This is a genomic window from Rhizobium sp. NZLR11, assembly GCF_019685115.1.
GTDB lineage: Bacteria > Pseudomonadota > Alphaproteobacteria > Rhizobiales > Rhizobiaceae > Rhizobium.
The window spans coordinates 36316-57283 of sequence record NZ_JABDWD010000030.1 but is presented as its reverse complement, the minus strand read 5'-3'; the positions used below and the strand labels follow the sequence as shown (position 1 = coordinate 57283).

Annotated in this window: 20 protein-coding genes and 3 pseudogenes; 9 read left to right on the top strand and 14 right to left on the bottom strand. The window is 58.5% G+C overall.

What is annotated here, in order from left to right; translation table 11 throughout:
- Window positions 1-38: 38 nt before the first annotated feature.
- The gene (locus tag HJB83_RS31300) at window positions 39-809 is read left to right on the top strand and encodes an enoyl-CoA hydratase (RefSeq protein ID WP_221159761.1); all 771 of its coding nucleotides are present in this window, start codon (window positions 39-41) and stop codon (window positions 807-809) included.
- A gap of 20 nt (window positions 810-829) precedes the next feature.
- Here HJB83_RS31300 and HJB83_RS31295 read toward each other — a convergent pair.
- From HJB83_RS31295 to HJB83_RS31235, 13 genes and pseudogenes are all read right to left on the bottom strand, one after another.
- Window positions 830-1326 (bottom strand): annotated as a pseudogene (locus HJB83_RS31295) (ACT domain-containing protein); the annotation flags it as partial.
- A 65-nt stretch (window positions 1327-1391) separates the two neighbouring features.
- Window positions 1392-2615 (bottom strand): NAD(P)/FAD-dependent oxidoreductase, encoded by a 1224-nt coding sequence (locus tag HJB83_RS31290; protein ID WP_221159760.1) that lies wholly within the window; start codon window positions 2613-2615, stop codon window positions 1392-1394.
- 52 nt (window positions 2616-2667) lie between these two features.
- Window positions 2668-2985 carry a MocE family 2Fe-2S type ferredoxin gene (locus HJB83_RS31285; protein ID WP_221159759.1) on the bottom strand — a complete coding sequence of 106 codons (318 nt, stop codon included), beginning with the start codon at window positions 2983-2985 and terminating at the stop codon, window positions 2668-2670.
- Between the two features lie 10 nt (window positions 2986-2995).
- Entirely contained in the window at window positions 2996-4009 is a 1014-nt protein-coding gene (locus HJB83_RS31280) for a sterol desaturase family protein (RefSeq protein WP_221159758.1), read from the bottom strand.
- 11 nt (window positions 4010-4020) lie between these two features.
- Window positions 4021-4812: a 3-methyl-2-oxobutanoate hydroxymethyltransferase gene (locus HJB83_RS31275; protein WP_221159757.1), complete on the bottom strand. Its 792-nt coding sequence runs from the start codon at window positions 4810-4812 to the stop codon at window positions 4021-4023.
- Window positions 4813-4903: 91 nt separating this feature from the next.
- A pseudogene (locus HJB83_RS31270) lies at window positions 4904-5906 on the bottom strand (LacI family DNA-binding transcriptional regulator).
- Window positions 5907-6418: 512 nt separating this feature from the next.
- Complete coding sequence (locus tag HJB83_RS31265) at window positions 6419-6775, bottom strand: MmcQ/YjbR family DNA-binding protein (protein WP_221159756.1); 357 nt, start codon at window positions 6773-6775, stop codon at window positions 6419-6421.
- 157 nt (window positions 6776-6932) lie between these two features.
- Window positions 6933-7608, bottom strand: a pseudogene (locus HJB83_RS31260) (LLM class flavin-dependent oxidoreductase).
- A 208-nt stretch (window positions 7609-7816) separates the two neighbouring features.
- Complete coding sequence (locus HJB83_RS31255; protein WP_221159755.1) at window positions 7817-8188, bottom strand: glutathione S-transferase N-terminal domain-containing protein; 372 nt, start codon at window positions 8186-8188, stop codon at window positions 7817-7819.
- Window positions 8189-8446: 258 nt separating this feature from the next.
- Window positions 8447-8722 (bottom strand): zinc-binding dehydrogenase, encoded by a 276-nt coding sequence (locus tag HJB83_RS31250; protein WP_259671457.1) that lies wholly within the window; start codon window positions 8720-8722, stop codon window positions 8447-8449.
- 11 nt (window positions 8723-8733) lie between these two features.
- Window positions 8734-9423, bottom strand: a complete 690-nt coding sequence (locus HJB83_RS31245) for an NADP-dependent oxidoreductase (RefSeq protein ID WP_221159753.1) — start codon at window positions 9421-9423, stop codon at window positions 8734-8736.
- Window positions 9424-9528: 105 nt separating this feature from the next.
- Window positions 9529-10416, bottom strand: a complete 888-nt coding sequence (locus HJB83_RS31240; RefSeq protein WP_259671456.1) for an SDR family oxidoreductase — start codon at window positions 10414-10416, stop codon at window positions 9529-9531.
- A gap of 73 nt (window positions 10417-10489) precedes the next feature.
- The gene (locus HJB83_RS31235) at window positions 10490-11581 is read right to left on the bottom strand and encodes an alkene reductase (protein ID WP_221159751.1); all 1092 of its coding nucleotides are present in this window, start codon (window positions 11579-11581) and stop codon (window positions 10490-10492) included.
- Between the two features lie 96 nt (window positions 11582-11677).
- On the opposite strand from HJB83_RS31235, the gene HJB83_RS31230 reads away from it, so the two are divergent.
- The gene (locus HJB83_RS31230) at window positions 11678-12547 is read left to right on the top strand and encodes a LysR family transcriptional regulator (protein WP_221159750.1); all 870 of its coding nucleotides are present in this window, start codon (window positions 11678-11680) and stop codon (window positions 12545-12547) included.
- Window positions 12548-12630: 83 nt separating this feature from the next.
- On the opposite strand, the gene HJB83_RS31225 is transcribed toward HJB83_RS31230, so the two are convergent.
- Complete coding sequence (locus HJB83_RS31225) at window positions 12631-13152, bottom strand: gamma carbonic anhydrase family protein (RefSeq protein ID WP_221159770.1); 522 nt, start codon at window positions 13150-13152, stop codon at window positions 12631-12633.
- 203 nt (window positions 13153-13355) lie between these two features.
- On the opposite strand from HJB83_RS31225, the gene HJB83_RS31220 reads away from it, so the two are divergent.
- The 7 genes from HJB83_RS31220 to HJB83_RS31190 all read left to right on the top strand — a co-directional run bounded on the left by HJB83_RS31220 (window position 13356) and on the right by HJB83_RS31190 (window position 20898).
- Window positions 13356-14735 carry an aminotransferase class III-fold pyridoxal phosphate-dependent enzyme gene (locus HJB83_RS31220; protein ID WP_221159749.1) on the top strand — a complete coding sequence of 460 codons (1380 nt, stop codon included), beginning with the start codon at window positions 13356-13358 and terminating at the stop codon, window positions 14733-14735.
- The gene (locus tag HJB83_RS31215; RefSeq protein WP_221159748.1) at window positions 14732-16240 is read left to right on the top strand and encodes an NAD-dependent succinate-semialdehyde dehydrogenase; all 1509 of its coding nucleotides are present in this window, start codon (window positions 14732-14734) and stop codon (window positions 16238-16240) included. Before HJB83_RS31220 ends, HJB83_RS31215 begins: the two co-directional genes overlap by 4 nt.
- Window positions 16241-16323: 83 nt before the next feature.
- A complete protein-coding gene (locus HJB83_RS31210) occupies window positions 16324-17823 on the top strand; it encodes an amidase (protein ID WP_221159747.1) in 1500 nt (499 codons plus the stop codon).
- Between the two features lie 36 nt (window positions 17824-17859).
- Entirely contained in the window at window positions 17860-18684 is an 825-nt protein-coding gene (locus HJB83_RS31205) for an amino acid ABC transporter ATP-binding protein (protein ID WP_311044502.1), read from the top strand.
- The gene (locus HJB83_RS31200; protein WP_221159746.1) at window positions 18681-19334 is read left to right on the top strand and encodes an amino acid ABC transporter permease; all 654 of its coding nucleotides are present in this window, start codon (window positions 18681-18683) and stop codon (window positions 19332-19334) included. Before HJB83_RS31205 ends, HJB83_RS31200 begins: the two co-directional genes overlap by 4 nt.
- Window positions 19334-19987, top strand: coding sequence for an amino acid ABC transporter permease (locus HJB83_RS31195; RefSeq protein ID WP_221159745.1), 654 nt, complete (start codon window positions 19334-19336; stop codon window positions 19985-19987). The genes HJB83_RS31200 and HJB83_RS31195 overlap by 1 nt, the downstream gene beginning before the upstream one ends.
- A 62-nt stretch (window positions 19988-20049) precedes the next feature.
- Window positions 20050-20898, top strand: a complete 849-nt coding sequence (locus HJB83_RS31190) for an ABC transporter substrate-binding protein (RefSeq protein WP_259671454.1) — start codon at window positions 20050-20052, stop codon at window positions 20896-20898.
- The last annotated feature ends 70 nt before the right edge of the window (window positions 20899-20968 follow it).

Below are 20968 nucleotides of genomic sequence, written 5' to 3'. Positions count from 1 at the left end.
GGTGTTTTACCCCTTGTGTTCTTTCATTGGAGTTAAACATGAACGAACCGCTGAACGTCACCCGTGAGGGTAGGGTGGTCCTCATACGGATGAACCGGTCGGAGATACTCAATGCGCTGGACTCGCAAATGATGGAGAAGCTAACCGAGACTCTTATCCCTCTCGACCGTGATCCCGACGTGGGCTGCATTGTATTGACTGGAACGGATAGGGCATTCGCTGCTGGCGCTGATATCAAGGAAATGGCCAGCAAGTCCTATATAGATATGTTCCATGAGGACTTCTTCGCCGGCTGGGAAAAGCTCTCGAGCATCCGCACGCCGAAAATTGCGGCCGTGTCCGGTTTTGCGTTGGGTGGTGGCTGCGAGCTAGCGATGATGTGCGACATAATCTATGCCAGCAGATCCGCCAAGTTCGGCCAGCCCGAAGTGAAACTGGGTGTGATCCCCGGCATGGGTGGCTCGCAACGGCTCACGCGGCTGATCGGGCGGGCCAAGGCCATGGATATAATCCTCACTGGGCGGATAATAGATGCGGAGGAGGCCGAGCGTAGCGGGCTCGTGGCAAGGGTATTCGACAATGATCGGCTTATTGACGAGGCGATGAACGCAGCCAAGACCATCGCCTCTTATGGCAGGGCAACAACCCTCGCAGCGCGCGAAGTTGTGGATCGGGCAGACGAAGTATCGCTTCGAGAAGGGTTACTATTCGAACGTCGCGTCTTCCACGCGCTCTTCGGGACTGAAGACCAAAAGGAAGGCATGGCCGCGTTCCTTGAGAAGCGCCCGCCGAATTTCCGAGGTAGGTGAGCCCGCAACGGCGACGCTCACACCAATAGCTCGGTGTCGGTCTGCTCGACGATATCAAGCAGCTGCGCTTCGGCCTGCGGCTTGTTGTCCTTCGTCACCTTGATGTGGTGGAAGGGAATGTCGTGGTTGACCACCACTTTCTGGTAATCGAAATGGTTGGAGACGACGCCGACGATGTCGATCGGCAGCGCGCCGATCTTCCAGCGATAGAGCAGGTCGTTGAGGCAATGGCCGAAGCGCGAGACCATCAACAGCACCTTCATGCGCTTCTCGGCATCGTGGATCTCGGCGTCCATGGCAAACTTCTCGGCGATCGGCTTGAAGCCTTCGGCGAGCGCCGGCCCGCCCACACCTTCCTCCGAGATGAAGGAGACGCGCATGAAGAACTTGCCGGTATCGAGATCGTCGAACTGGCTGGAATCGACGATGTTGCAGCCCTGCTCGGCGAGATAGCTTGAAATCGCCGCAACGATCCCCGCGTCGATTGGCAGGATACTGTGAGCACGTGGGTGGTCATGACAACCCTCAGTCGAACCGCCATCGAGCGGTCTATTCAAGTTGATATTGATAAGGTGAGGGAGATCAGGCGGCGAGCAGTTGTTTCAGCTTGATCGCCGGTGCGGCGAGCGCTGCCGGATCGGGATGACGTCCGGCGGCAATCAGCATCTCGGCGAGCCGGATATCGCGAGCAATCGCGTTGCCCGGTCCGATGCCGCTCGCGGCAAGCAGGCCATCGGCGCCAAGATGGAAGAGGATGAACGCCTCGGTCGACAGATCACGTCGAACCGTCGTTACAGCCTCCTCGGCAAGCCCCGCGATCTGCAGCGTCAGGTCGTACTGATCCGACCAGAACCACGGCACAGCGGCGCTGGTTTCTTGTGCGCCCATCATGTTGGCGCCGGCAAGCGCGCCCTGCTCATGCGCATTGCGCCAGGACTCTAGCCGGATGCGCCGACCACCGTAGTGACCGATTGGAAAGGAGCAACAGTCCCCGGCCGCGAAGATATCGGGATCGCTTGTTTGCAGATGCTGATCGACCGCGATGCCGTTGTCGATGACAAGGCCGGCCGCATCGGCGAGCGCCACATTCGGCACCGAGCCGATACCGAGGACCAGAAGGTTGGCCGCAATCACCCGGCCGTCTTCCAGCGAGATGCGCACGTCACTCGGCCGTTCATCGATCGCGGCTATTTTGATACCGAAGAGAAGATCCACGCCGGCGCCTCGATGGCGATTGCAGACCATCTCGGCGATTTCGGCCGGGACGCCGCGAGTAAGAACGCGCGGCAGGCCTTCGAGAAGCGTGACGCTTGCGCCGAGTTTTCGGGCGCTGGCGGCAAGCTCCAGGCCGATGAAGCCGCCGCCGATGATCGCGATATGGTTGCCTTCGGCCATGTGCGGGCGGATGGCCGAGGCATCGCCATGGGTGCGCAGGACGCGGACGCGGCCGTCCGAACACGGCGCCGTCGGCAGTTCTCGTGCACTGGCACCAGTTGCCAGAAGAAGCTTGTCATACGGAAGCCGAGAGCCGTTCGACAGCGCTACGTTTCTTCCGTTCCGGTCGATTGCGGTCACCGACACGCCGATGACTATCCGGATGCGCTCTGCCTCGAAGCGGGCGGCATCGGCAACGAAAGTTGGCCGGGCGCCCGCGACGATGGCATCCTTGGAGAGTGGTGGCCGCTCATAGGGCAAGAGGGGTTCCGTACCGATGAGAGTGACAGCGCCGTCGAAACCCCGTTCACGCAACGCAAAGGCTGCGCGTGCGCCGCACTCCCCAGCGCCTACGATGACAAAAGAGGACATGACCAAGCCTCGCGTGTGAGAGAGAAAGTAAAACGCGGTCCGACCGGATACTTCAGCCCGGCAGTTCGACCAGCACCGCCCCATCCTCGACGCGCGCCGCGTAGACGTTGAGGTTCTTGCAGGCCGGCAAGCGCTTGGCCTCGCCGGTGCGGTAATCGAAGATGCCGGAATGCTTGGGGCATTCGATCTCGTAGTCCATGACGAGTCCATCGGCGAGGTGAATCGCCTCATGCGTGCACAGCCCGTCGGTGCAGAAGACCTCGTCGTCCGGGGAACGATAGAGCGCATAGGTTCGGCCGGAGTGGTCGAAGCGGCGCGCTCCTTCCTGTTCGATATCGTCGAGGCGGCAGGCGGGAATCCAGTCGGTCATGGTGTCCTCGTTACTTTGCGGCGGTCGCCGCATTGGCGCGGGCCTTACGCTTTTCATATCGTGCCTGCATCCGCGCATCGCTTTCCTTGGTCCCGTCGTGCCAGGTACCAAACCACTTGTCGAAAGGCACAAGGCCGTCGCCGTAGTTCACCTCGAAAAACTTGTGATGCAGGTAATGGGTATAGGCATGGCTGTCGATCGCTGCCTCCACGCCCAGTTCGATCTTGTCGAAACCAAGATGGCCGACGACCGCCCCAAAGCCGGAATAGTGCAACTGATAGATCGCAAGAATGGGATTCGACGGGATGATAAGGTGGATCAGCGCGGAGGAAAAATAGAGCAGTTGCTCCACCGGATGCATCGACAGCGATGACCAGGGCGACGGATTGACCGAGTTGTGGTGGACGGAATGGATCCAGCGATAAAGCGGGGCCCAGTGAATCAGCCGATGAATCGCGAAGAAATGGGCCTCATGGAAAATCGGCATGACAAGCGCGATTCCGAACAGGTACCAGGGGTTCGCGGCGAAGGACACCCACGGCACGAGCCCATCGGCATAGGCATAGAGGATACCGACCTCCAATGCCGTCCAGATCGGAAGAGCCATTCCGAAGGTCCGGATGATGCCATCGGCATTCTGGCTGTTGAAGAGGAAGGCCGGGTTCTTGTTGTCGCCGGGAAACTTGCCATTGTACTTGAAGCGGTTTTCCTGGGCGCGAAGGATATACAGGCGCAGTTCGAAGGCACCGTAAAACAGGAAAACGGCAACGCATTTGACGAGGAAGAGTCGCAGGATCCACGTAAAGTGGAAGGTTTTAAGGACCTCCGCTTCCGGCACGATGAAATGCCAGTAGGCGACAGCAGAGGCGGCGAAGAGCACGTTCCACGGCAGGAAATAGTGTGGCAGCCATTTCAGGAAAGCAAGCGGCTTCGGAGGTAGTGTGAAGACGGGTGCGGTCTCGATCCGTCCGTCGGGAGCCCAATCGCCCCGCTTGTTGCGTTTGCCAAAGGTCAGGTCATCCATCGGGATCTCCGTCAGATCGATTGGGCGAGAGTGGAGAAGCGTTCGAAGGCGGCGTCATCCATGTCCACCTGATGCTTCGTTTCGGGGTAGGCGCCGCTGGCGACATCGGCAGCAAATGCGCGGAAGGCTTCAACGCGTTTCGTCTGCAGCTCGGCCATGAGGGCGACGAAATCGGAGTATCGTTTGGCATGGCGGGGATAGTGGTCAGCATGCGTGCCAAGCACGTCCGACGAGAAGAGATATTGCGTGTCGCAGCCCGAACCGCAGCCCATTCCCATGGTGATCATCGGCGTGTTGCGGGTGATGTAGTCGGCGAGGCGCACGGGCACCACTTCGACCTCGACCGCTGCTGCACCCGCGTTCTCGAGATCCCTCACGGCGCGCAGCACACGGAGCGCTTCCTCCGGCGTCCTGCCGATCGCTCGGAAATTTGTCCATGTGGCACGGTTCGGCACGAACCCGACATGACCGGTCACCGGTACGCCTTCCCTCGCCATTGCCTCGATGAAATAGGGTGAATGAGAACAATAGATCGAGTCGGCGCCACGCTTCAGCATCTGAAAACCGAGACGGATTGCTTCTTGCTGCGATGAAACGGCACCGTGAGGCATGCCCACCGACAGGAAGGCAAACGGCACGGCCGAGCGAATAGTTTCAAGATTGTGGTCCGGTTCGCAGGACAGGATGGTGATCCCGCACTCCACCGCTGCCGCGGCTTCCTCAGCGTTGTCAACATGCAGCTGGAGCCACTTGCGTGTGCCTTTTTGGCTCTGCAGGTCATGGACCGTGGTGCGTCTTGTCATCAATCTCCCCCTCGATTTATGGGGCGATCGTAGTCTCCAGGTGGAGCATCCGCTCCTAGTTTGTTGATCAAATCAGATCAAGCGCTCGGTGTCAGAGATTTTCCCGAGTGATTGTAACCAAGCGGATCGGATCGTTAGCGATCGGCTCGCTGACAAGGCCGAGGCGGGCGAGCATCAGATCAAGCCCGCGGCGCGCCTGGGCCTCTGGCGCCTGGTCCAGGACGACGGACATGACACCGTCCCGTAAGGCGGCTGCACTTCGCTCGGTAAGTTCATGGCCGACGAAGAAGATGTCCCGGCCGCGTGGGTGCTTGCGTAGGACCGATGCGAGCGAGGAATTGGCGCCGCCTGCATTGTAGAAGCCCACCAGATCCGGCCACGCCTTGAGCGCCTCTACCAGCATTTCCGCGCTGCGGATGGCCTGGTCCTGCCCAAAAAGAACAGCGGCGAATTCCATTCAGTTGCGCGGGCGCTCCGCGAAATAGTCGGAAAAACCGCGAATACGATCGCGGTGAACCTGGTAAATCTGGCTGTGACAGAGTGCGACGACCGTCCCGTCATGTGGCTGCATGCTCGAGATAAACAGGCCGGCGCTTCGCCCGGCGGCGTAGTTGTCGATCCCGACGTAGCTCGCCTCGACGCTTTCTGCCCGCGTGACGATCTGGATGATCGGAACGCCTTCAGCCTCGACCGAACGAAGCGCGGCGCGGACCTCCGGTTGGTCCGGTGCAGCGACGATCAGGCCGGCACGCTTTCCCTTAGGTCTTGCGATCCACTCCGCGATCATGAGTGGCTCTTGCTCATCCAGGAAGGTGCGATGCACCGCGATCGTTGAATCGAGCAAAGCGGCGCCTCGCCCGAAGGCCTCCGCGAGCCGGGAGTAGAACGTCGTCCGGTCGCATGAGAAGGACATCGATACGCACGATACCGCGATGGATATCCGGCAGCCGCTTCGGATAGTCGAGTGCGCGTGCTGCGGCCGTGACCTTCTCCACAAGGGCGGGACGCACACCTCCGCGGCCGTTCAGCACCCGCTCGACGGTTGCCGTCCCGACGCCCGCAAGGCGTGCGATCTTCTGGAATGTTGGCTTTATCTTTTGTATTCAACCTCAGCGGCCGTCTCGCGGATTGATCCAGGATAACGAATGAGTGATACAGCAAAGTGAGTTAACGATCTCGCGCTTTACACTTTGCTGTTCTGACATGGGCCGTGGGTTATATCGGCGGCCACGTATTGCTCGATCCGGCCAGCGGCGCGCTGCTGGCCGATGTGCTGCCGCCTTGGATTCACGTGCGGGGAGTCTTCCCCAATTGCCCTTCCGCTGGCTGCTCGATCGCCTGGCGGAGCGCGTATCGGAGTTGCCTGGTGCCCAATTCGCATCCGCGCAATTGGCGCAACTAATGAGCACGGCCTGGAATGACCTCCGAGGTCGCCAGGAGCTGTTCTCGTTTGCCAAAAGCCTATGTGAGCGACATCCGGGGTTCCTCAGACATCTACCGATATTCCCACCCGCCTCTAGAATCTCGCTACCTGCTGCTCGTGATCTCGCTAAGGTCAATGCTTGAAATTCGTCCAAAGCAGGGGAGATCGATTTAGGAGACCTTCTCACTTCGTCAGCTCGTAACTCTCCCGTAAAAGCGCAAATATTTCCTGCTTGCTTAGGGAGCCATCCAGTCGTCCAGTGAGCCAATGTTCCTTATTCATATGATAGGCGGGATGAAAACCATCTTGGTTGCTGAGGTCGCTGACTTTCTCGACCGTGCACTTAAGGTCGATAATGTCTATTTCGTCATCGCCTTGAAGCCCGATCTTGTTCTTGGAGACGTTCATCACAAGTCCAAACCATTTGTTGTCGTCGGAATGTCGAAGGACCGCGTAGTGGGGAAATTTTTTAAAAGGGTAATCCGGTTTCACCCCGAACTCTTTTTGCGCGTAATCGAAGATTTCTGAACGATTGACCATTACTGAGATCCTATTTCAAATTCATGATTCTGCTTGCAACAGACGAAAGGCCCGTCAGTTAACGCAAAGCGGAGGGTTTGGTTCTCGCCATAGCGAACGAGTGAGCAGCCTAGCCGACTGTTTCCTGGTTTAGCGGAGGGGCAGCTATTCTTGTTTCTTAGACCGCCTCCTCAAAGTCCCGATCGGGTCCTACTGGAACGATACCGCTTGGGTTGAGATTGGCATGGCTGCCGTAGTGGTGCGAGTGTCCGGCGGCCTGCCACGCGCGCCTGTAGAGATCCACAAGTGGTCGGAAACGCTCGAAACTACCACCGATGATCGCAACCATGAGCGGCATGCCGAGGGACCCGGCGCGAGCGAAGGATTCCGGCGTGCCGCCGACGCCAAGCCACACCGGCAGTCGATCCTGATGCGGCCGCGGATAAACACACTGGCCAGCGATGGGCGGAAACGTCCCTGCCACGTTATATGGGGCGCTTCGTTGAGCTTCAAAAGCAGATCCAGTTTCTCGACAAACAAGGCGTCGTAATCCCGAAGATCGTAGCCGAACAGCGGATAGGCTTCGATGAACGAGCCCCGGCCAACCACCAATTCTGCACGACCCCTTGATATAAGATCCAGCGTTGCGAAGTTCTGGAAACACGCACTGGATCCGCCGCGCTTATAACGGCGACGGCGCTCGTCAGCCTAATGGCTTTCGTTCGGGCAGCCGCAGCGGCCAGTATAACTGCCGGCGACGAATCCAGCGCATTCTCGCGATGGTGCTCACCCATTCCAAAGACGTCGAGGCCACCCTGGTCTGCCAGTTCCACCTCAGCCAGCACGCTCTCCATACGGTCGACGGCGGACTGCAGACGACCAGTACTAGGCTCTGGCGCAAGCATGGCAAAACTATCAATCCCGATTTCCAATGCCTGTTCCTTTCTTGGATAAACCAGTGCTCGCTCGTGACTGATTTGGCGAATGGTTCTGTGAAGGCTGGGGCCAGCTCGTACTCGAACACCAAAATCCGAGACATAAGCAAATGCCGTAAAACTGGACTCAGGTGTCCTGCTGCTTGAGCTGCATGTTCTCACGGTACATCCCGAGATACCGATCGAAGATACCGCTGACAAAATCCTGGAAGGTCGGCAACGTTTCGATATCGATCCCCGCGCGCTTTGTGAACCAAGCGATGATGTCGTCGGATTCGGCCATATACTGTTCGGGGGTTAGTTCGACCGTAGGAAAACCGACCTTGGGCAGATGCACGGCGAGCTTCTCTTTGACATGACGTAATTCTTCGCTGCCGCTTTTGACCAACTGAATGTCGACCTTATCTATCAGGTTCGCCTCAAGCAGGAACAAGCGGAGCTTCATGCAGAAGGGGCAGCCATGCAGCAGGTAGACTGATGGTTTGACGGTGTCGCTCATAAAAGGTCTTTCATTTAGATTGTGTCGCCTCGGTCGGGATTGAGCGCGAGCGTGGAGATGAACGGGAGAACAATACTTGGGGTCCACAATATTGCTTCGCAAAGCCGGCACACAAACCGCGCGCCTCTTGCCGCTATGAAACGCAATTGGTCAGCGAGGCGCTGGTCTCGTGCGCAGCGGTGAAATCGCCCTCCGGTCCATCCGGCCCTTGGGGCCGGGTCCTGATCCTCATCACCATCACCGCGTAAGACGTGGTGATCAGCGGGTGAGATCTGCGACGATCTTGCCGGGAGCGTGACCCGTGCGATTGCGCTCGATGGCCGCCGACAGATCATCGAAGGCGACCACTTCGGCGATAGTCGACTGTAAAGTGCCAGCGGCGACCTGCTGGGCAATTGCAGCCAGACGCGCGGTGTCGGGCTTGTTTGATAAAAAGACCCCGCGTCGACCCTCTGGCGCGCGCGATACCACGTCCGGAGCGGCGATGCTCACCAGGAGGCCGCCAGGGGACAGAAGTGTCCAGGACTGGTCCAAGGCGTTGCCACCTACCAAGTCGACGACGAAGTCAATCTCGCCCGTGAGATGCCCCAGGTTTGATGGCGGTAATCTATTACCTCGTCGGCACCCAGCGCCCGTACGTGCTGAAGGCTGGTGGTCGAGGCAGTGGCATAAACTACTGCTCCGGCCGCCTTGGCGAACTGGACGGCGAAGCCGCCCACGCCACCGGCGGCGCCCTGAATCAAGAGCCGCCGTCCAGACAGGTCGAAACCCGCGGCCTGGATAACATGCCAAGCCGTCATGGAAGCTACCGGGATAGCTGCAGCCTGGACGTCAGACAGGGCTTTCGGGGTCTGGATGAGTTTGCCCGCATCGATGACAAGATGGTCGGCGTAGGCTCCGACACCACCGAGGGCGGCCATAACCCGATCCCCGGCCTTCACGCCTTTGACGCCGGGGCCGGTCCGAAGCACGACGCCGGCCATCTCGATGCCAAGCGTCGCCGGCAGGATCAGCTTGAAGCGCTCGCGGAGGTGGCCTTCCCGGATTTTCCAATCGATGCCGTTTACCGCAGCGGCCTTGACCGACACCAAGACCTCACCCGGGCCCGGCTCGGACGCGGTTTCTCGATCAACGGTGAGGGCTTCCGGTCCGCCATAAGCCTGCAGCCGTAAGGCACGACCAGTGGCAGGCGGTTCGTTAGAATTTTCCCTCTCAGGGTTTGCAGAATTGTTCATACCTGTATCCTCTTGGCGAGGCGCCGCCGCAGGGGGCTCGCGCTCTTTCACGTCGATTTTCTAGAATGACGGCGCATCGTCGCGCCATTGTCGACCTCTTGCGTCTCAGGGAATGAGCCGCTGATCGCGTGCCCATCGCGTGATTGCGTCACGCGTTGTTGGAGCAGGCCCGAAGAAGCGCTCGTGCTTGGCGATGTCCGAGACATAGAGCCCCGTCCTGAAGAACAGGAACATCTGGATCAGATCGTAACCCAGTTCTGAAAACAGCCTGACCGGCCGCGCAGCCACTCGAAGAAGCCACCAGGGAATGATCTGGGTCTTCAGGCGCCTGTCGACGACATCGGACATGATGTCGGCCAGCTCCTGTTGGTTCTTAGGACCGTCGCTCCAACCGACATCTATCGTCTGGTTGACGATCTCGGTACCGCGATACGTTGCCGCCTTGGCAAGATAGAAGGCAAGGTCATCGGTCAGCACATAGGACCACTTGGTGGTCTTGTCGCCCATACCCTGGAACTTGCCAGCTTTCACGGCCTTCGCATTATAGTCCGTGCTCTGGTCGAGGAATGCGGGAGCCCGAATGAAGACATAGGGTACGCCGGATTGCTTGATCAAATCCTCAGCCACCTTCTTGGCGTGGAAGTGAGGGACCTTCGAGGCCGCTTCACAGCTCACGATGCTGAGAAAGACAAATCTGGCAACCTTTGCCCGTGCCGCTGCCTCGATGAGGTTCTTGTTCCCCTGGAAGTCGGTGTCGAGGCTGCCCTTCATGTAGCTGTTTGCCGAGCTAACGACGACGTCGACGCCCTGCAAGGCGCGATCCAGCGATGCCGGGTCCATCATGTCGCCGCGAACCCATTCGACGCCCACGGCGTCGGCTGCAGGAGCGCCTTTACGTGACATGGCAAAGACGTTCGCGCTCTCGTCACCCGCAATATTGCGCAGGATCTTTGCTCCGAGAAAGCCCGTCGCACCGACAACCAGGACCTTCAATTTTGCCTCTACATTTGAGCCGACTGATGCGTCCCCTGCTGCAAAGCGTGATGGCGTTTGTGATTGGGTCATATCAAACCTCCATGCCTGAACGGGCATCAATCGAGGTGTCGAGGGCAGGGTAATCCGTGTAGCCCTCTGCTCCGCCACCATAGTAGGTTTTGGGGTCTGCCACGTTCATCGCGGCATTCGTCTTCAACCGCTCTACAAAGTCGGGATTGGCCAGGACCATCTGGCCATAGGCTTCCAGGTCGGCCAGCCCGGACGCCACGTCAGTGCCGATCTGGTCACGCGGACGACCTGGACGGTTGACGATCAGGGATTGGTGCCAGAGCTTGCGGATGTCTAATGCCAACGTCTCGTTACCCAGGTGCATGAGGTGCAGGTAGGCAAGCCCGAGCTTGTCGAGTTCGGGAACGAGGTAGCGGTAAAGGTCCGGTCCCTCTGCGCCTTCGTCGATGCCCCATATCGTCGTGCCGGGGGACAGGCGGATCGCTGTGCGGTCTGCACCGATTTCGTCGGCGATCGCCGAAACCACTTCGATGGCAAAGCGAGCGCGATTCTCTAGGGAGCCACCGTACTTATCCGTGCGGGTGTTGGCGCTCGGCGCGAAGAACTGCTGGACAAGGTAGGCGTTCGCACCATGGATCTCGATGCCGTCGGCACCCGCGTCAATCGCCGAGCGGGCCGCGTTGCGGAAATCATCCACGGTCTGGCGCACCTCTTCGGTGTTCAACGCTCGTGGCGTGGGGATGTCCTTCATCCCCACCATTGTGAACATGCCCGTTCCTGGGGCGACTGCGGACGGTGCAACGCCCTGGCGATGATGCGGTGTGTTGTCCGGGTGGTTCATGCGCCCTGCATGCATAAGCTGGATGAAGATTTTTCCGCCCTTGTCGTGGACGGCGGATATGATTTTCTTCCAGCCGGCGATGTGGGCAGGCGTGTAGATACCCGGTGTCATCAGATAGCCCTGGCCATCATCGGAGGGCTGGGTGCCTTCGGTGACGATCAGGCCAAGGCTGGCGCGCTGGGCATAATAGTCTGTGGCCAGTTCGCCGGGTGTGCCGTCGAAGGCGGCACGGCTTCGGGTCATTGGAGCCATCACGAGGCTGTTAGAAAGGGTGTTGCGGCCGACATGGACGGGTGTGAATAGTGGGGTCATCTGGCATCTCCATTTGCTGATATCACTATCCTCCGTTCTGATTTCGGGATAAATCCGGAGTATCCGGAATCATAATTCCATTTATGGGGCAATCGGGTGAACCATCTGAACGACATGGCGCTGTTTGTAGAGGTCGCTAAAGCCAAAAGTTTCCGTAAGGCAGCGGAGGCTGCGCGCATCCCGAACTCCACGCTGTCACGCCGGATTAGTGAATTGGAAAAGGCAATTGGTCTAAGGCTCCTGCATCGCACGACACGCAAGATCGAGCTTACGGAGGCGGGGCAACTTTACTACGCACGGTGCAAGCGGATCGTCGACGAGGCACGGCTGGCGCATGAGCAGCTCGGCGAGATGCTGGAGCAGCCCACCGGTACCCTCCGCGTTTCGTTGCCGGTCGATCTGGGCGCTGTCTACCTCACGCCGATCATCGCTGATTTTGCGCGGAACTATCCCAGCATCACATTCGAGTTCGACTTGACCCCGCGCCGGGTCGATCTCGTGACGGAGCCGTTCGATGTCGCAATCCGCATTGGCAAGCTGGAGGATTCCGGTCTGATCGCCCGCCTGATCGGGAAGCATTCCCGCCACCTCTATGCGTCCCCCGCCTATATCAGAGCGTCGCGCGAACCCACCACGCCGGCGAATCTGACGGAGCATAAATGCATCTGCATGCCGCGTAGCCCGAACTGGACACTGCAACGTGGCACTGAAACCGTTGATGTCGACGTGCATGGCCGATTCACGCTAAACAACGTCGGGATGATCAGCGCGCTTGCGGTGAATCATCAGGGAATTGCCCTGCTTCCCGAGAAGATTGTTGCCGATGATCTGGCTTCCGGGCGGCTCCAGCGCGTTCTGCCGGAATGGCAGGGTTCCTCGGTCAGCATCTACGCTGTCACCGAAACACGACTTATTCCGGCAAAGACGCAGCGCTTTATAGAATTTCTGACATCAAAACTTTCGTAACTTTTGGACCATCCCGCGGCTGAACATCAGCCGTGCCGCAATGTCGGCGCGGCGCTTCAGAGCGCCGTTCCGGGCGATAACATTCAACGGAAAGCCAATCGAAACCGCTTGCCGTTTTTGACATAGTGCGCCGCCGCGGCTCTATTTTTCTCAATCTCTTCATCGGTAAGCCCTCGGACGACCGTCGCTGGGCTCCCAAGGATTAGGGAACGCTCCGGAAAAACCTTACCCTCGGTCACCAAGGCACCGGCTCCTACGAGCGAGTTCTTACCGATCCTTGCGCCGTTGAGTACAATTGCTCCCATTCCTATAAGGCAGTTCTCCTGGATTACGCATCCATGAAGTAGAGCGCGGTGGCCAATCGTGCACCCGCTTGCGATCTCCACAGGAAAGCTGGGGTCGGCATGAATTACCGTATGCTCCTGGATGTTTGTCCCCGATCCAATGGAGATTTTTTCGATGTCAGCGCGGATAGCGCAACCGAACCACACTGTCACATCCCCGCCAATGTCCACGTCACCCACGATGACCGCATCAGGTGCGATCCATACTGTCGCCTCGTCTTGAAATTGTGGCTTCAAATCGCCGATTGCGTGGGTTGGCACCGCATCCTCCGTCATTGCGCACTTTTGAGAATGAAAAGATACCTTGCAGAATAATTTAAGCGTGGCAAGTTAGTTATTGTCCTTTTGAGAACTGAACCTGCCAAGCGAAAGGCTGGAGCACCGAGCCAAATGCGTTCTCGCTTGACATAAATCCCGAAAATGGCTCTACATTACAACTGTAGTACAGTTTAGATGGTGGAAAGTTGATGGTTGATGATCTCGTCGCATTAGATAAACGCCATATGATCCACCCCGTGGTGTCTTGGCGAAGACATGAGGCACGAGGCGTGCGCGTGCTGAAATCAGGCCAAGGGGCATACGTGACGGATGCGTCGGGCGAGACGTTGATCGATGCTTTCTCCGGCCTCTGGTGCGTGAATGCGGGATATGGACAGCAGTCGATTATCGACGCCGTTCAACGCCAGCTGACGGAGATCCCCTACGCAACCAATTATTTTCACTACGGCAACGAGCCTGCCATAAGGCTCGCCCAGCGCCTCGCGGAGCTCGCACCCGGCAATCTCAACCGGGTATTTTTCACGCTCGGCGGCTCCGATGCGATCGACAGCACGATTCGAATGATCCGGTACTACTACAATGTCACCGGGCGACCCAAGAAGAAGCACATGATTGCGCTGCAGCGCGGCTTTCACGGCTCATCGAGCCTCGGGTCGGGTCTGACGGCGCTCAAGAATTTCCACGAGGATTTCGACTCTCCGACCCCCTGGCAGCACCACATTTCGTCACCCTATCCGTACCGCAATCCGGTTGGCCAAAACCCGCGGGACATTATCGATGCGTCCGTGCGGGAATTGAAAGACAAGGTCGCCGAGATTGGTGACGAAAACGTCGCAGCACTGTTCGCAGAACCCGTGCAAGGCTCCGGTGGGGTTCTGGTGCCGCCAGACGGCTGGTTCAAGGCGATGCGGGATGCCGCGCATGAACTAGATATCCTCTTCGTCGCCGACGAAGTGATCACGGGCTTCGGTCGAACCGGACCAATGTTCGGCTGTGAACATGATGGGGTCGTCCCCGATCTGATGACGCTCGCCAAGGGGCTTACCTCGGCCTACCAACCGATGGGCGCGCTGATGATGAGCGACGACATGTACGCGACGATTGCCGATGGCAGCCCACAGGATCGCGCCATCGGACACGGCTTTACCTATTCCGGGCATCCAGCCAGCGCAGCTGCGGGGCTAGAAGCGATCCATCTTTATACTGAGGGTGGGCTGCTCGCGAACGGCCAGAAAATCGCTCCGCGCTTCGCGGAAGGCCTAAAGAGCCTTTATCATCATCCGTTGGTTGGCGACGTCCGCGTCAGGGGTCTCCTTGCTGCCGTGGAACTGGTTACCGACAAGCACCGAAAGACCAAACCTGCAGCCGATCTCAACATCAGCCAACATCTGGCACGGCTGTCTTACGAGAAGCGCGTAATTTTCCGAGCGTTTTCGGATGACATGGCGGGCTTTGCGCCGCCTCTTTGCTGCAGCGAGGAGGACATCGATACGATCATCCAGCGCTTCCGTGAGGTCCTAGACGAACTTCTTTTGGTCAACGAAATTCGCATGGCGGCAGCATGAACACCTTTGTCAGCCCAAAGGCAGTTTCTCCGACGTCACTTCATCAAAAACTGCGGGATCCATCGCTTTTCAAAGAGCAGGCATGTGTCGGGGGCAGGTGGGTCGATGCGGATAACGGCGAAACGATCCCCGTATACGATCCGGCGACGGGATCACAGATTGGCACGGTGCCCTCGACGGGTGCACCCGAGGCGATCCGTGCGATCGAGATCGCCAATTCGGCATATCGTGCCTGGGCCAACCAATCAGCTCTCACCCGCGCGCAGATTATGGAAAAGTGGTTCGACCTTGTCATCGAAAACTCCGATGACTTGGCGACGATCATCACTGTCGAGCAGGGAAAGCCGATTGGGGAATCGCGGACCGAGATCAGTTACGGCGCCGGGTTCATCAAATGGTTCTCCGAAGAAGCCCGTCGTACTTATGGCCAGGTGATCCCGGCGAATGAAACGGATCGCCGCATCCTGGCTGTGAAGCAGCCCGTGGGTGTATCTGCCGCTATCACGCCGTGGAATTTCCCTGTCGCGATGATCGCCCGCAAGTGCGCGCCAGCGATTGCAGCGGGTTGTCCGGTTATCGTGAAGCCTTCGGAGTTTACGCCATTCTCGGCGATGGCCCTGGCGCTGCTGGCCCAGAGGGCGGGCCTGCCTGATGGGATTCTGAGTGTCCTGACGGGACCGCCCGAGGGTATCGGTAGTGTGCTGACCGGGCATCCGACGGTCAGGAAGCTGTCGTTCACGGGCTCGACCCGGGTTGGAAAAATCTTGATGCGGCAATGTTCGGAAACGGTAAAGCGCGTCAGCTTCGAGCTTGGGGGCAATGCTCCGTTCCTAATCCTGGACGACGCGGACATCGACCTCGCAGTCTCCGGGGTTATTGCCAGCAAATTCCGCAATGCCGGGCAGACCTGCGTATGTGCCAACCGCATTCTCGTTCAGGACGGCATCTACGACCGTTTCGCTGACAAGCTGGCCCAGGCAGTCTCGGAGATGAAAGTCGGTAACGGCCTGGAGCCTGGTGTTGCGATCGGACCCTTGATCAATCTTCCAGCTGTCGAGAAGGTTAACCGCCATATCGAGAATGCGCTTGGAGAGGGTGCCAAGGCCTTGCTCGGTGGCGTTTCGTCTGGAACAGGCCAGTTCTGCGGTCCCACGATCCTCACCGGGGCGACCGCCTCTATGCTAGTCGCCCGTGAAGAAACATTTGGTCCGGTCGCTCCATTGTTCCGCTTCAAGGAGATCGATGACGCCATCGATTTTGCCAATGATACGCCCTTCGGGCTCGCGGCCTACGCCTTTTCGGAGAGCATGCATCGCGCTCTGTACGTTGGGGAGCGGCTGGAATTCGGAATGATCGGAATCAATAGTGGAAGTGTGTCCTCTGAGGTCGCGCCTTTCGGCGGGATGAAGGAGTCCGGGATCGGCCGCGAAGGCGCCGGCCATGGAATAGACGAGTATCTGGAACTCAAGACCATGCATATCGGTGGCATGAACCGACCGGTTTGACGCTCTGCCTTCGTGCGGCGGGATGAGCCCGCCGCACCTGTTGTTCGTTTCATGCGGATTGGCTTTAACCACGGGACGCCGCAATGCCTTTTTTCGACAACCAGTACGCCAAGCGGGACGGTCTCGAACTCGCTCACCTGCTATATTCCGGCCAGGTTTCGGCGCTTGAATTGATGACGGAAGCAATTGAGGCGGCAAACACGGTCGACCCGTTGCTCAATGCATTTTGCTTTCCCCGCCATGAGGCCGCGCTGAACGAGGCTCGAACCGCGACCTTACGCGGGACTTTCGGTGCACTGCCGTTCGTCTTCAAAGACTCCGGACTTGCCGCCAGAAGCCATGGTGGCAGTATAGGATCGCGGCTATTTTCAGGCACTGTTTCACCCGAAGATTCGACCCTGGCAGATCGTTTCCGGAATGACGGGTTCATCAGTTTCGGCCGGACAACCGTGCCGGAGCTGTGCATGGCTCCAACGACTGAAGCCTTACAAAACGGAGGTCCGACCCGTAACCCGTGGGATCCAACGCGGTCGGCAGGCGGATCAAGCGGTGGTGCCGCGGTCGCTGTCGCCACCGGAGTGGTCCCGATCGCACACGGTAGCGATGGCGGCGGCTCCATCCGCATCCCCGCGGCTTGCTGTGGAATTTACGGACTGAAGACGTCACGTGGGCTCGTACCACATGGGCCAAGGAAAGGTGAGGGGTGGGGGGGGCTAGCCGTTCACGGGGTGCTCACTCGCACCGTGCGCGATAGTGCCGCGGCGCTTGATGGCATTGCAGGCATGGAGGCGGGTGCTCCTTATGCCGCTCCCGCAAGGCCGCGCTCTTACCTGAGCGAGCTGGAAAAGGCGTTCGATCGCCCTCTCCGGATCGCAAAATGGGCCAAGGGTTGGGATGATGTCCCGATAGACCTGGACTGCATCGAAGCGCTCAACGCTGCCGAGCGTGCATTGATCTCTCTCGGTCACGAGGTTGTCGAAGTAGCGCTTCCGCCGCTCGACTATTCCGGCTTCGTCGAAGCACTAATCGACGTGCTGTGCGCCAACGCAGCCATGTCCGTAAAAGATTTTCTGGCGACCAGTCCTAAGGCCGGGTGGAAGCGACTGCTTGAACCCGCCATTCGGGATGCCGTTCTGATTGGCAATGATTTGTCGGCGTTGCGGTACGTTGCCGCTATCAACACGTTTCATCGCGTTGGCCGCGCGTTGGACGCCCAAATGGTGTCCTACGATTTTGTGATTTCTCCCACTCTCACCCGCTCTCCGCTGCCATTGGGCGAGCTGTCGATGGAAACCGATTTTCGGTCCTTCCGGCGACAGGCGGCGCGCTACACGATGTTTCTGGCTTTAATGAACGCATCGGGTCAACCGGCAGCAAATCTTCCACTCTTCCGCAATTCGGACGGCCTGCCGGTTGGTGTTCAATTGATCGGGCGCCTCGGCGCGGACGCTGAAGTTCTGAAGCTCTCGGCGCACCTGGAGCGTGAGACGCGTTGGGCGGATCTTAAGTTTGATTCCACCAGAGCAAATGCGCCTTGGCAACGCCGATCGCTGAATGTGGCGACATCGCAGCCCTGTCGGTGAGCTGACTTGAAAGCTTGAACGCAAGAAGGGGAACATATGAAAAACCGCAACGGTGTAGTCACTCCGTTAAAGAGAGCGGAAGCCGAAGTCACCGCTGGTGGCAAGGGTGAAACGGTTTTGGCGGACGCGAAAGCAATGAGCGTCTCGTTTGGCAATCTTGAAGTGGTCAAGCAAGTCGACTTGTCGGTGCGGAAGGGCGAGGTCGTTGCGATCATCGGGCCGAGCGGCTCGGGCAAAAGCACCTTTCTGCGTTGCTTCAACTACCTTCAGCCCCCAACATCGGGCACGTTGACGATCAATGGCGAGGTGGTCGTCAACGCGGGAAAGACACCCACCAATTCGGATCTGTTGAAGCTCCGTCGCAAGATCGGAATGTGCTTCCAGTCTTTCAACCTGTTTCCGCACCTAACAGCGGTCGAAAACATCGACCTGGCACAGGTGTCGGCTCTCGGCAGATCGAAACGCGATGCGCGAGCGAGAAGTATGGAGCTGCTGAAGCGGGTTGGCCTGGAATCCAAGGCCGATACAAAGCCAGCGCGTTGTTCGGGCGGGCAACAGCAGCGGATCGCGATCGCCCGCGCGCTTGCCCTGGATCCTGAAATGATGCTCTTCGACGAGCCGACTTCGGCTCTTGATCCGGAGCTTGGCCATGAGGTCCTGGCAGTCATGCGGGAACTCGCCAACTCAGGCATGACCATGATCGTCGTGACGCACGAAATGCGGTTCGCAGAGAACGTTGCCGATCGCATTATGTTCATGGCGGATGGGAAGGCCGTGGAGCTCGGAGAGCCGCGGCAGGTATTGCGCTCGCCCGTGAACGAGCGGACCCAGAAATTCCTGAGCATGGTGTTCGACCGATGACGGGGATGGTGGTTTATTTCCCCCTTATCGGCCAAGGCCTGTCGATGACGTTTCTCGTCGCGCTGACCTGTTTTACGCTTGGGGCATTTCTAGCGCTGCCAGTCTCTATGGCACGCCTATCGGAAAACAGGTTCGTTCGAGGAATAGCGTCGAGCTATATCTCGGTCGTGCGGGGCGTGCCGCCGATTACGTGGCTTTTCCTAATATTCTATGGGCTTCCCCAAATCGGCTTTCGTTTCTCCAGTTTTTCAGCTGCGGTCTTCGGTCTGACAATGGTCTGCTCGGCCTATATCGCGGAATTCTACCGATCCGGCTGGCTAGCGATGCCGGCTGGGCAGATCGAAGCTGGCAAAGCGCTTGGTCTTTCCCGGTTCGAGGCATTCCGCAACGTCATTGCGCCGCAGGTTTTCGTCATCGTGCTTCCGATGGCGATCACCTACTTCATCGCCCTGCTCAAGAACTCGGCGGTGGTCTCGGTCATCGGTGTAAGCGATGTTACCGAGCGCGCCCTCAGCCTCAGCAGAACGGCACCCGACCCGTTCAATGTCTTTATCGCAGCCGGCCTCGTCTACATGTCCGTTAGCGTGCCGATCGGCCTTCTTGGTCGCTTTACGAGCCCTTGGGTGGCTCGACGTTTCGGGATGGCATAATGGAACTTTTCCTTCTTTTCCTCAGCAAGGCGTTGCCGGGCTTACTTGTCAGCCTTGAGGTCACCATCGGGGTCGTGGCGATCGGTATCCCGTTGGGCCTGACGTTAGCCCTTGGGCTCCTCAATACCAGCATTCCGGTCAGGGTATTCGCCCTCGTCGCGGTGGAGATATGCCGGGGCATTCCCGCTCTTGTCATGCTCTACATCGTGTATTTCGGCCTGCCGCAGTTCGAAGTTCTCGTGGATGCCATTCCGTCTGCATCGATCGCACTTGGCATAAGTATGGGCGGCTTCCTCGCCGACGTCTTCAAAGCAGGATTGCTCGCGGTCCCAATGGGTCAGAGGGAGGCTTCAGTCGCACTTGGACTGAGCAAGCCGAGCGCTTTCGTCCGTGTGATCCTGCCGCAAACTATTCGGATCGTGACGCCTCCTGTGCTTGGCTATGTCATCAGCTACTTCCAGGGTACCGCGCTCGCCTACACGATTGCGGTGCCCGAATTGATGAGCCGATCATACTCGGTTGCCGCGGATAATTTCCGCTTCCTGGAGGTGCTGACGATGGCGGGCCTTCTTTACGCGATCATCTGCATTCCTTCCGCCCGCCTGGTGAACCGATTGAGCAGCGGCGGAGAGTTCAAATCCAAACAACCCTAAAGACCATCCCCGGAGCCAACCGGGACCGATGACAAATCCGTTAAACCAACTGGGAGTACATCATGAAGCGCATTATTCAAGAGAATGCCAATTCGCTGAGCTTTGCCGTCGCCGGGCTTGCCTTTCTCGTAGCCGCAGGCACTGCCGCGGCGCAAGCAAACTGTGAGCCGGTCTCGACGTTCAAAACCATCGAGCCAGGAGTATTGAAGATCGCGGCACCGGACATGCCTCCATTTTTCACCTACAAGGATGGCGTGATGGGCGGCTTTGAAGGACTCTTCTTCAATCGGTTCGCCAAGGACAATTGCCTGAAGCCCGAGGTTACGGTTTTGCCGCTCGGCGGGATCGTCGAGTCCGTCCGAAACGGCCTGGCCGACGTTGGGGGAGCGGGTTTGAACCCGACGCCAGAGCGAGGCAAGGTGGTTGGCCTCACCCACCCGATTTACTACAGCCCCGCCGTTTTCGTCGGCAAAAATCCGAGCGGGGACCTCGATAGTTACGACGGTAAGACGCTCGGGACGGTGACGGGCTTCAATTTCAATAAAGAGCTGGAAACGTGGGGCAAAGCGAACCTCAAGGTTTACGACAGCGCGGACGCGGCGTTCGCCGACGTGAAAAGCGGGCGTCTTCCGGTGATGCTCCTCGGGGGGCTCAATGCCTACTATCGGATCTCGCTGACACCTGACAGCGGCCTCAGTGCCGTAGAGGCAAAACCGCATCCGATTGTCCAGAGTTTCAACACTAAAGGCCGCACCAACGTGGTGCACACCAAGGATAATCCGGAGCTCACGCAAGCACTGAACACGGCGATCGCGACGATGCGCAAGGATGGAACGCTGGCGAAAATCCTCGAGGAGACGAAATTGCCGGCCGACGTTTTGATCCCGGCGTCAGAAGCGGGTGAAAACTAATCGCTGAAAATCAAAGCGGCAACCTGTTTTTTTGTTGACCTACATTACAACTGTACTACAGTTGCCGCAG

Bases quoted from the DNA above. Each gene is read 5' to 3' on its own strand.
- HJB83_RS31200 (WP_221159746.1), top strand. From the start codon at position 18,681: ATGACGGGGATGGTGGTTTATTTCCCCCTTATCGGCCAAGGCCTGTCG.
- HJB83_RS31285 (WP_221159759.1), bottom strand. From the start codon at position 2,985: ATGACCGACTGGATTCCCGCCTGCCGCCTCGACGATATCGAACAGGAA.
- HJB83_RS31235 (WP_221159751.1), bottom strand. From the start codon at position 11,581: ATGACCCCACTATTCACACCCGTCCATGTCGGCCGCAACACCCTTTCT.
- HJB83_RS31190 (WP_259671454.1), top strand. From the start codon at position 20,050: ATGAAGCGCATTATTCAAGAGAATGCCAATTCGCTGAGCTTTGCCGTC.
- HJB83_RS31245 (WP_221159753.1), bottom strand. From the start codon at position 9,423: ATGAACAATTCTGCAAACCCTGAGAGGGAAAATTCTAACGAACCGCCT.
- HJB83_RS31205 (WP_311044502.1), top strand. From the start codon at position 17,860: ATGAAAAACCGCAACGGTGTAGTCACTCCGTTAAAGAGAGCGGAAGCC.
- HJB83_RS31195 (WP_221159745.1), top strand. From the start codon at position 19,334: ATGGAACTTTTCCTTCTTTTCCTCAGCAAGGCGTTGCCGGGCTTACTT.
- HJB83_RS31300 (WP_221159761.1), top strand. From the start codon at position 39: ATGAACGAACCGCTGAACGTCACCCGTGAGGGTAGGGTGGTCCTCATA.
- HJB83_RS31210 (WP_221159747.1), top strand. From the start codon at position 16,324: ATGCCTTTTTTCGACAACCAGTACGCCAAGCGGGACGGTCTCGAACTC.
- HJB83_RS31255 (WP_221159755.1), bottom strand. From the start codon at position 8,188: ATGAGCGACACCGTCAAACCATCAGTCTACCTGCTGCATGGCTGCCCC.
- HJB83_RS31290 (WP_221159760.1), bottom strand. From the start codon at position 2,615: ATGTCCTCTTTTGTCATCGTAGGCGCTGGGGAGTGCGGCGCACGCGCA.
- HJB83_RS31215 (WP_221159748.1), top strand. From the start codon at position 14,732: ATGAACACCTTTGTCAGCCCAAAGGCAGTTTCTCCGACGTCACTTCAT.
- HJB83_RS31275 (WP_221159757.1), bottom strand. From the start codon at position 4,812: ATGACAAGACGCACCACGGTCCATGACCTGCAGAGCCAAAAAGGCACA.
- HJB83_RS31265 (WP_221159756.1), bottom strand. From the start codon at position 6,775: ATGGTCAATCGTTCAGAAATCTTCGATTACGCGCAAAAAGAGTTCGGG.
- HJB83_RS31280 (WP_221159758.1), bottom strand. From the start codon at position 4,009: ATGGATGACCTGACCTTTGGCAAACGCAACAAGCGGGGCGATTGGGCT.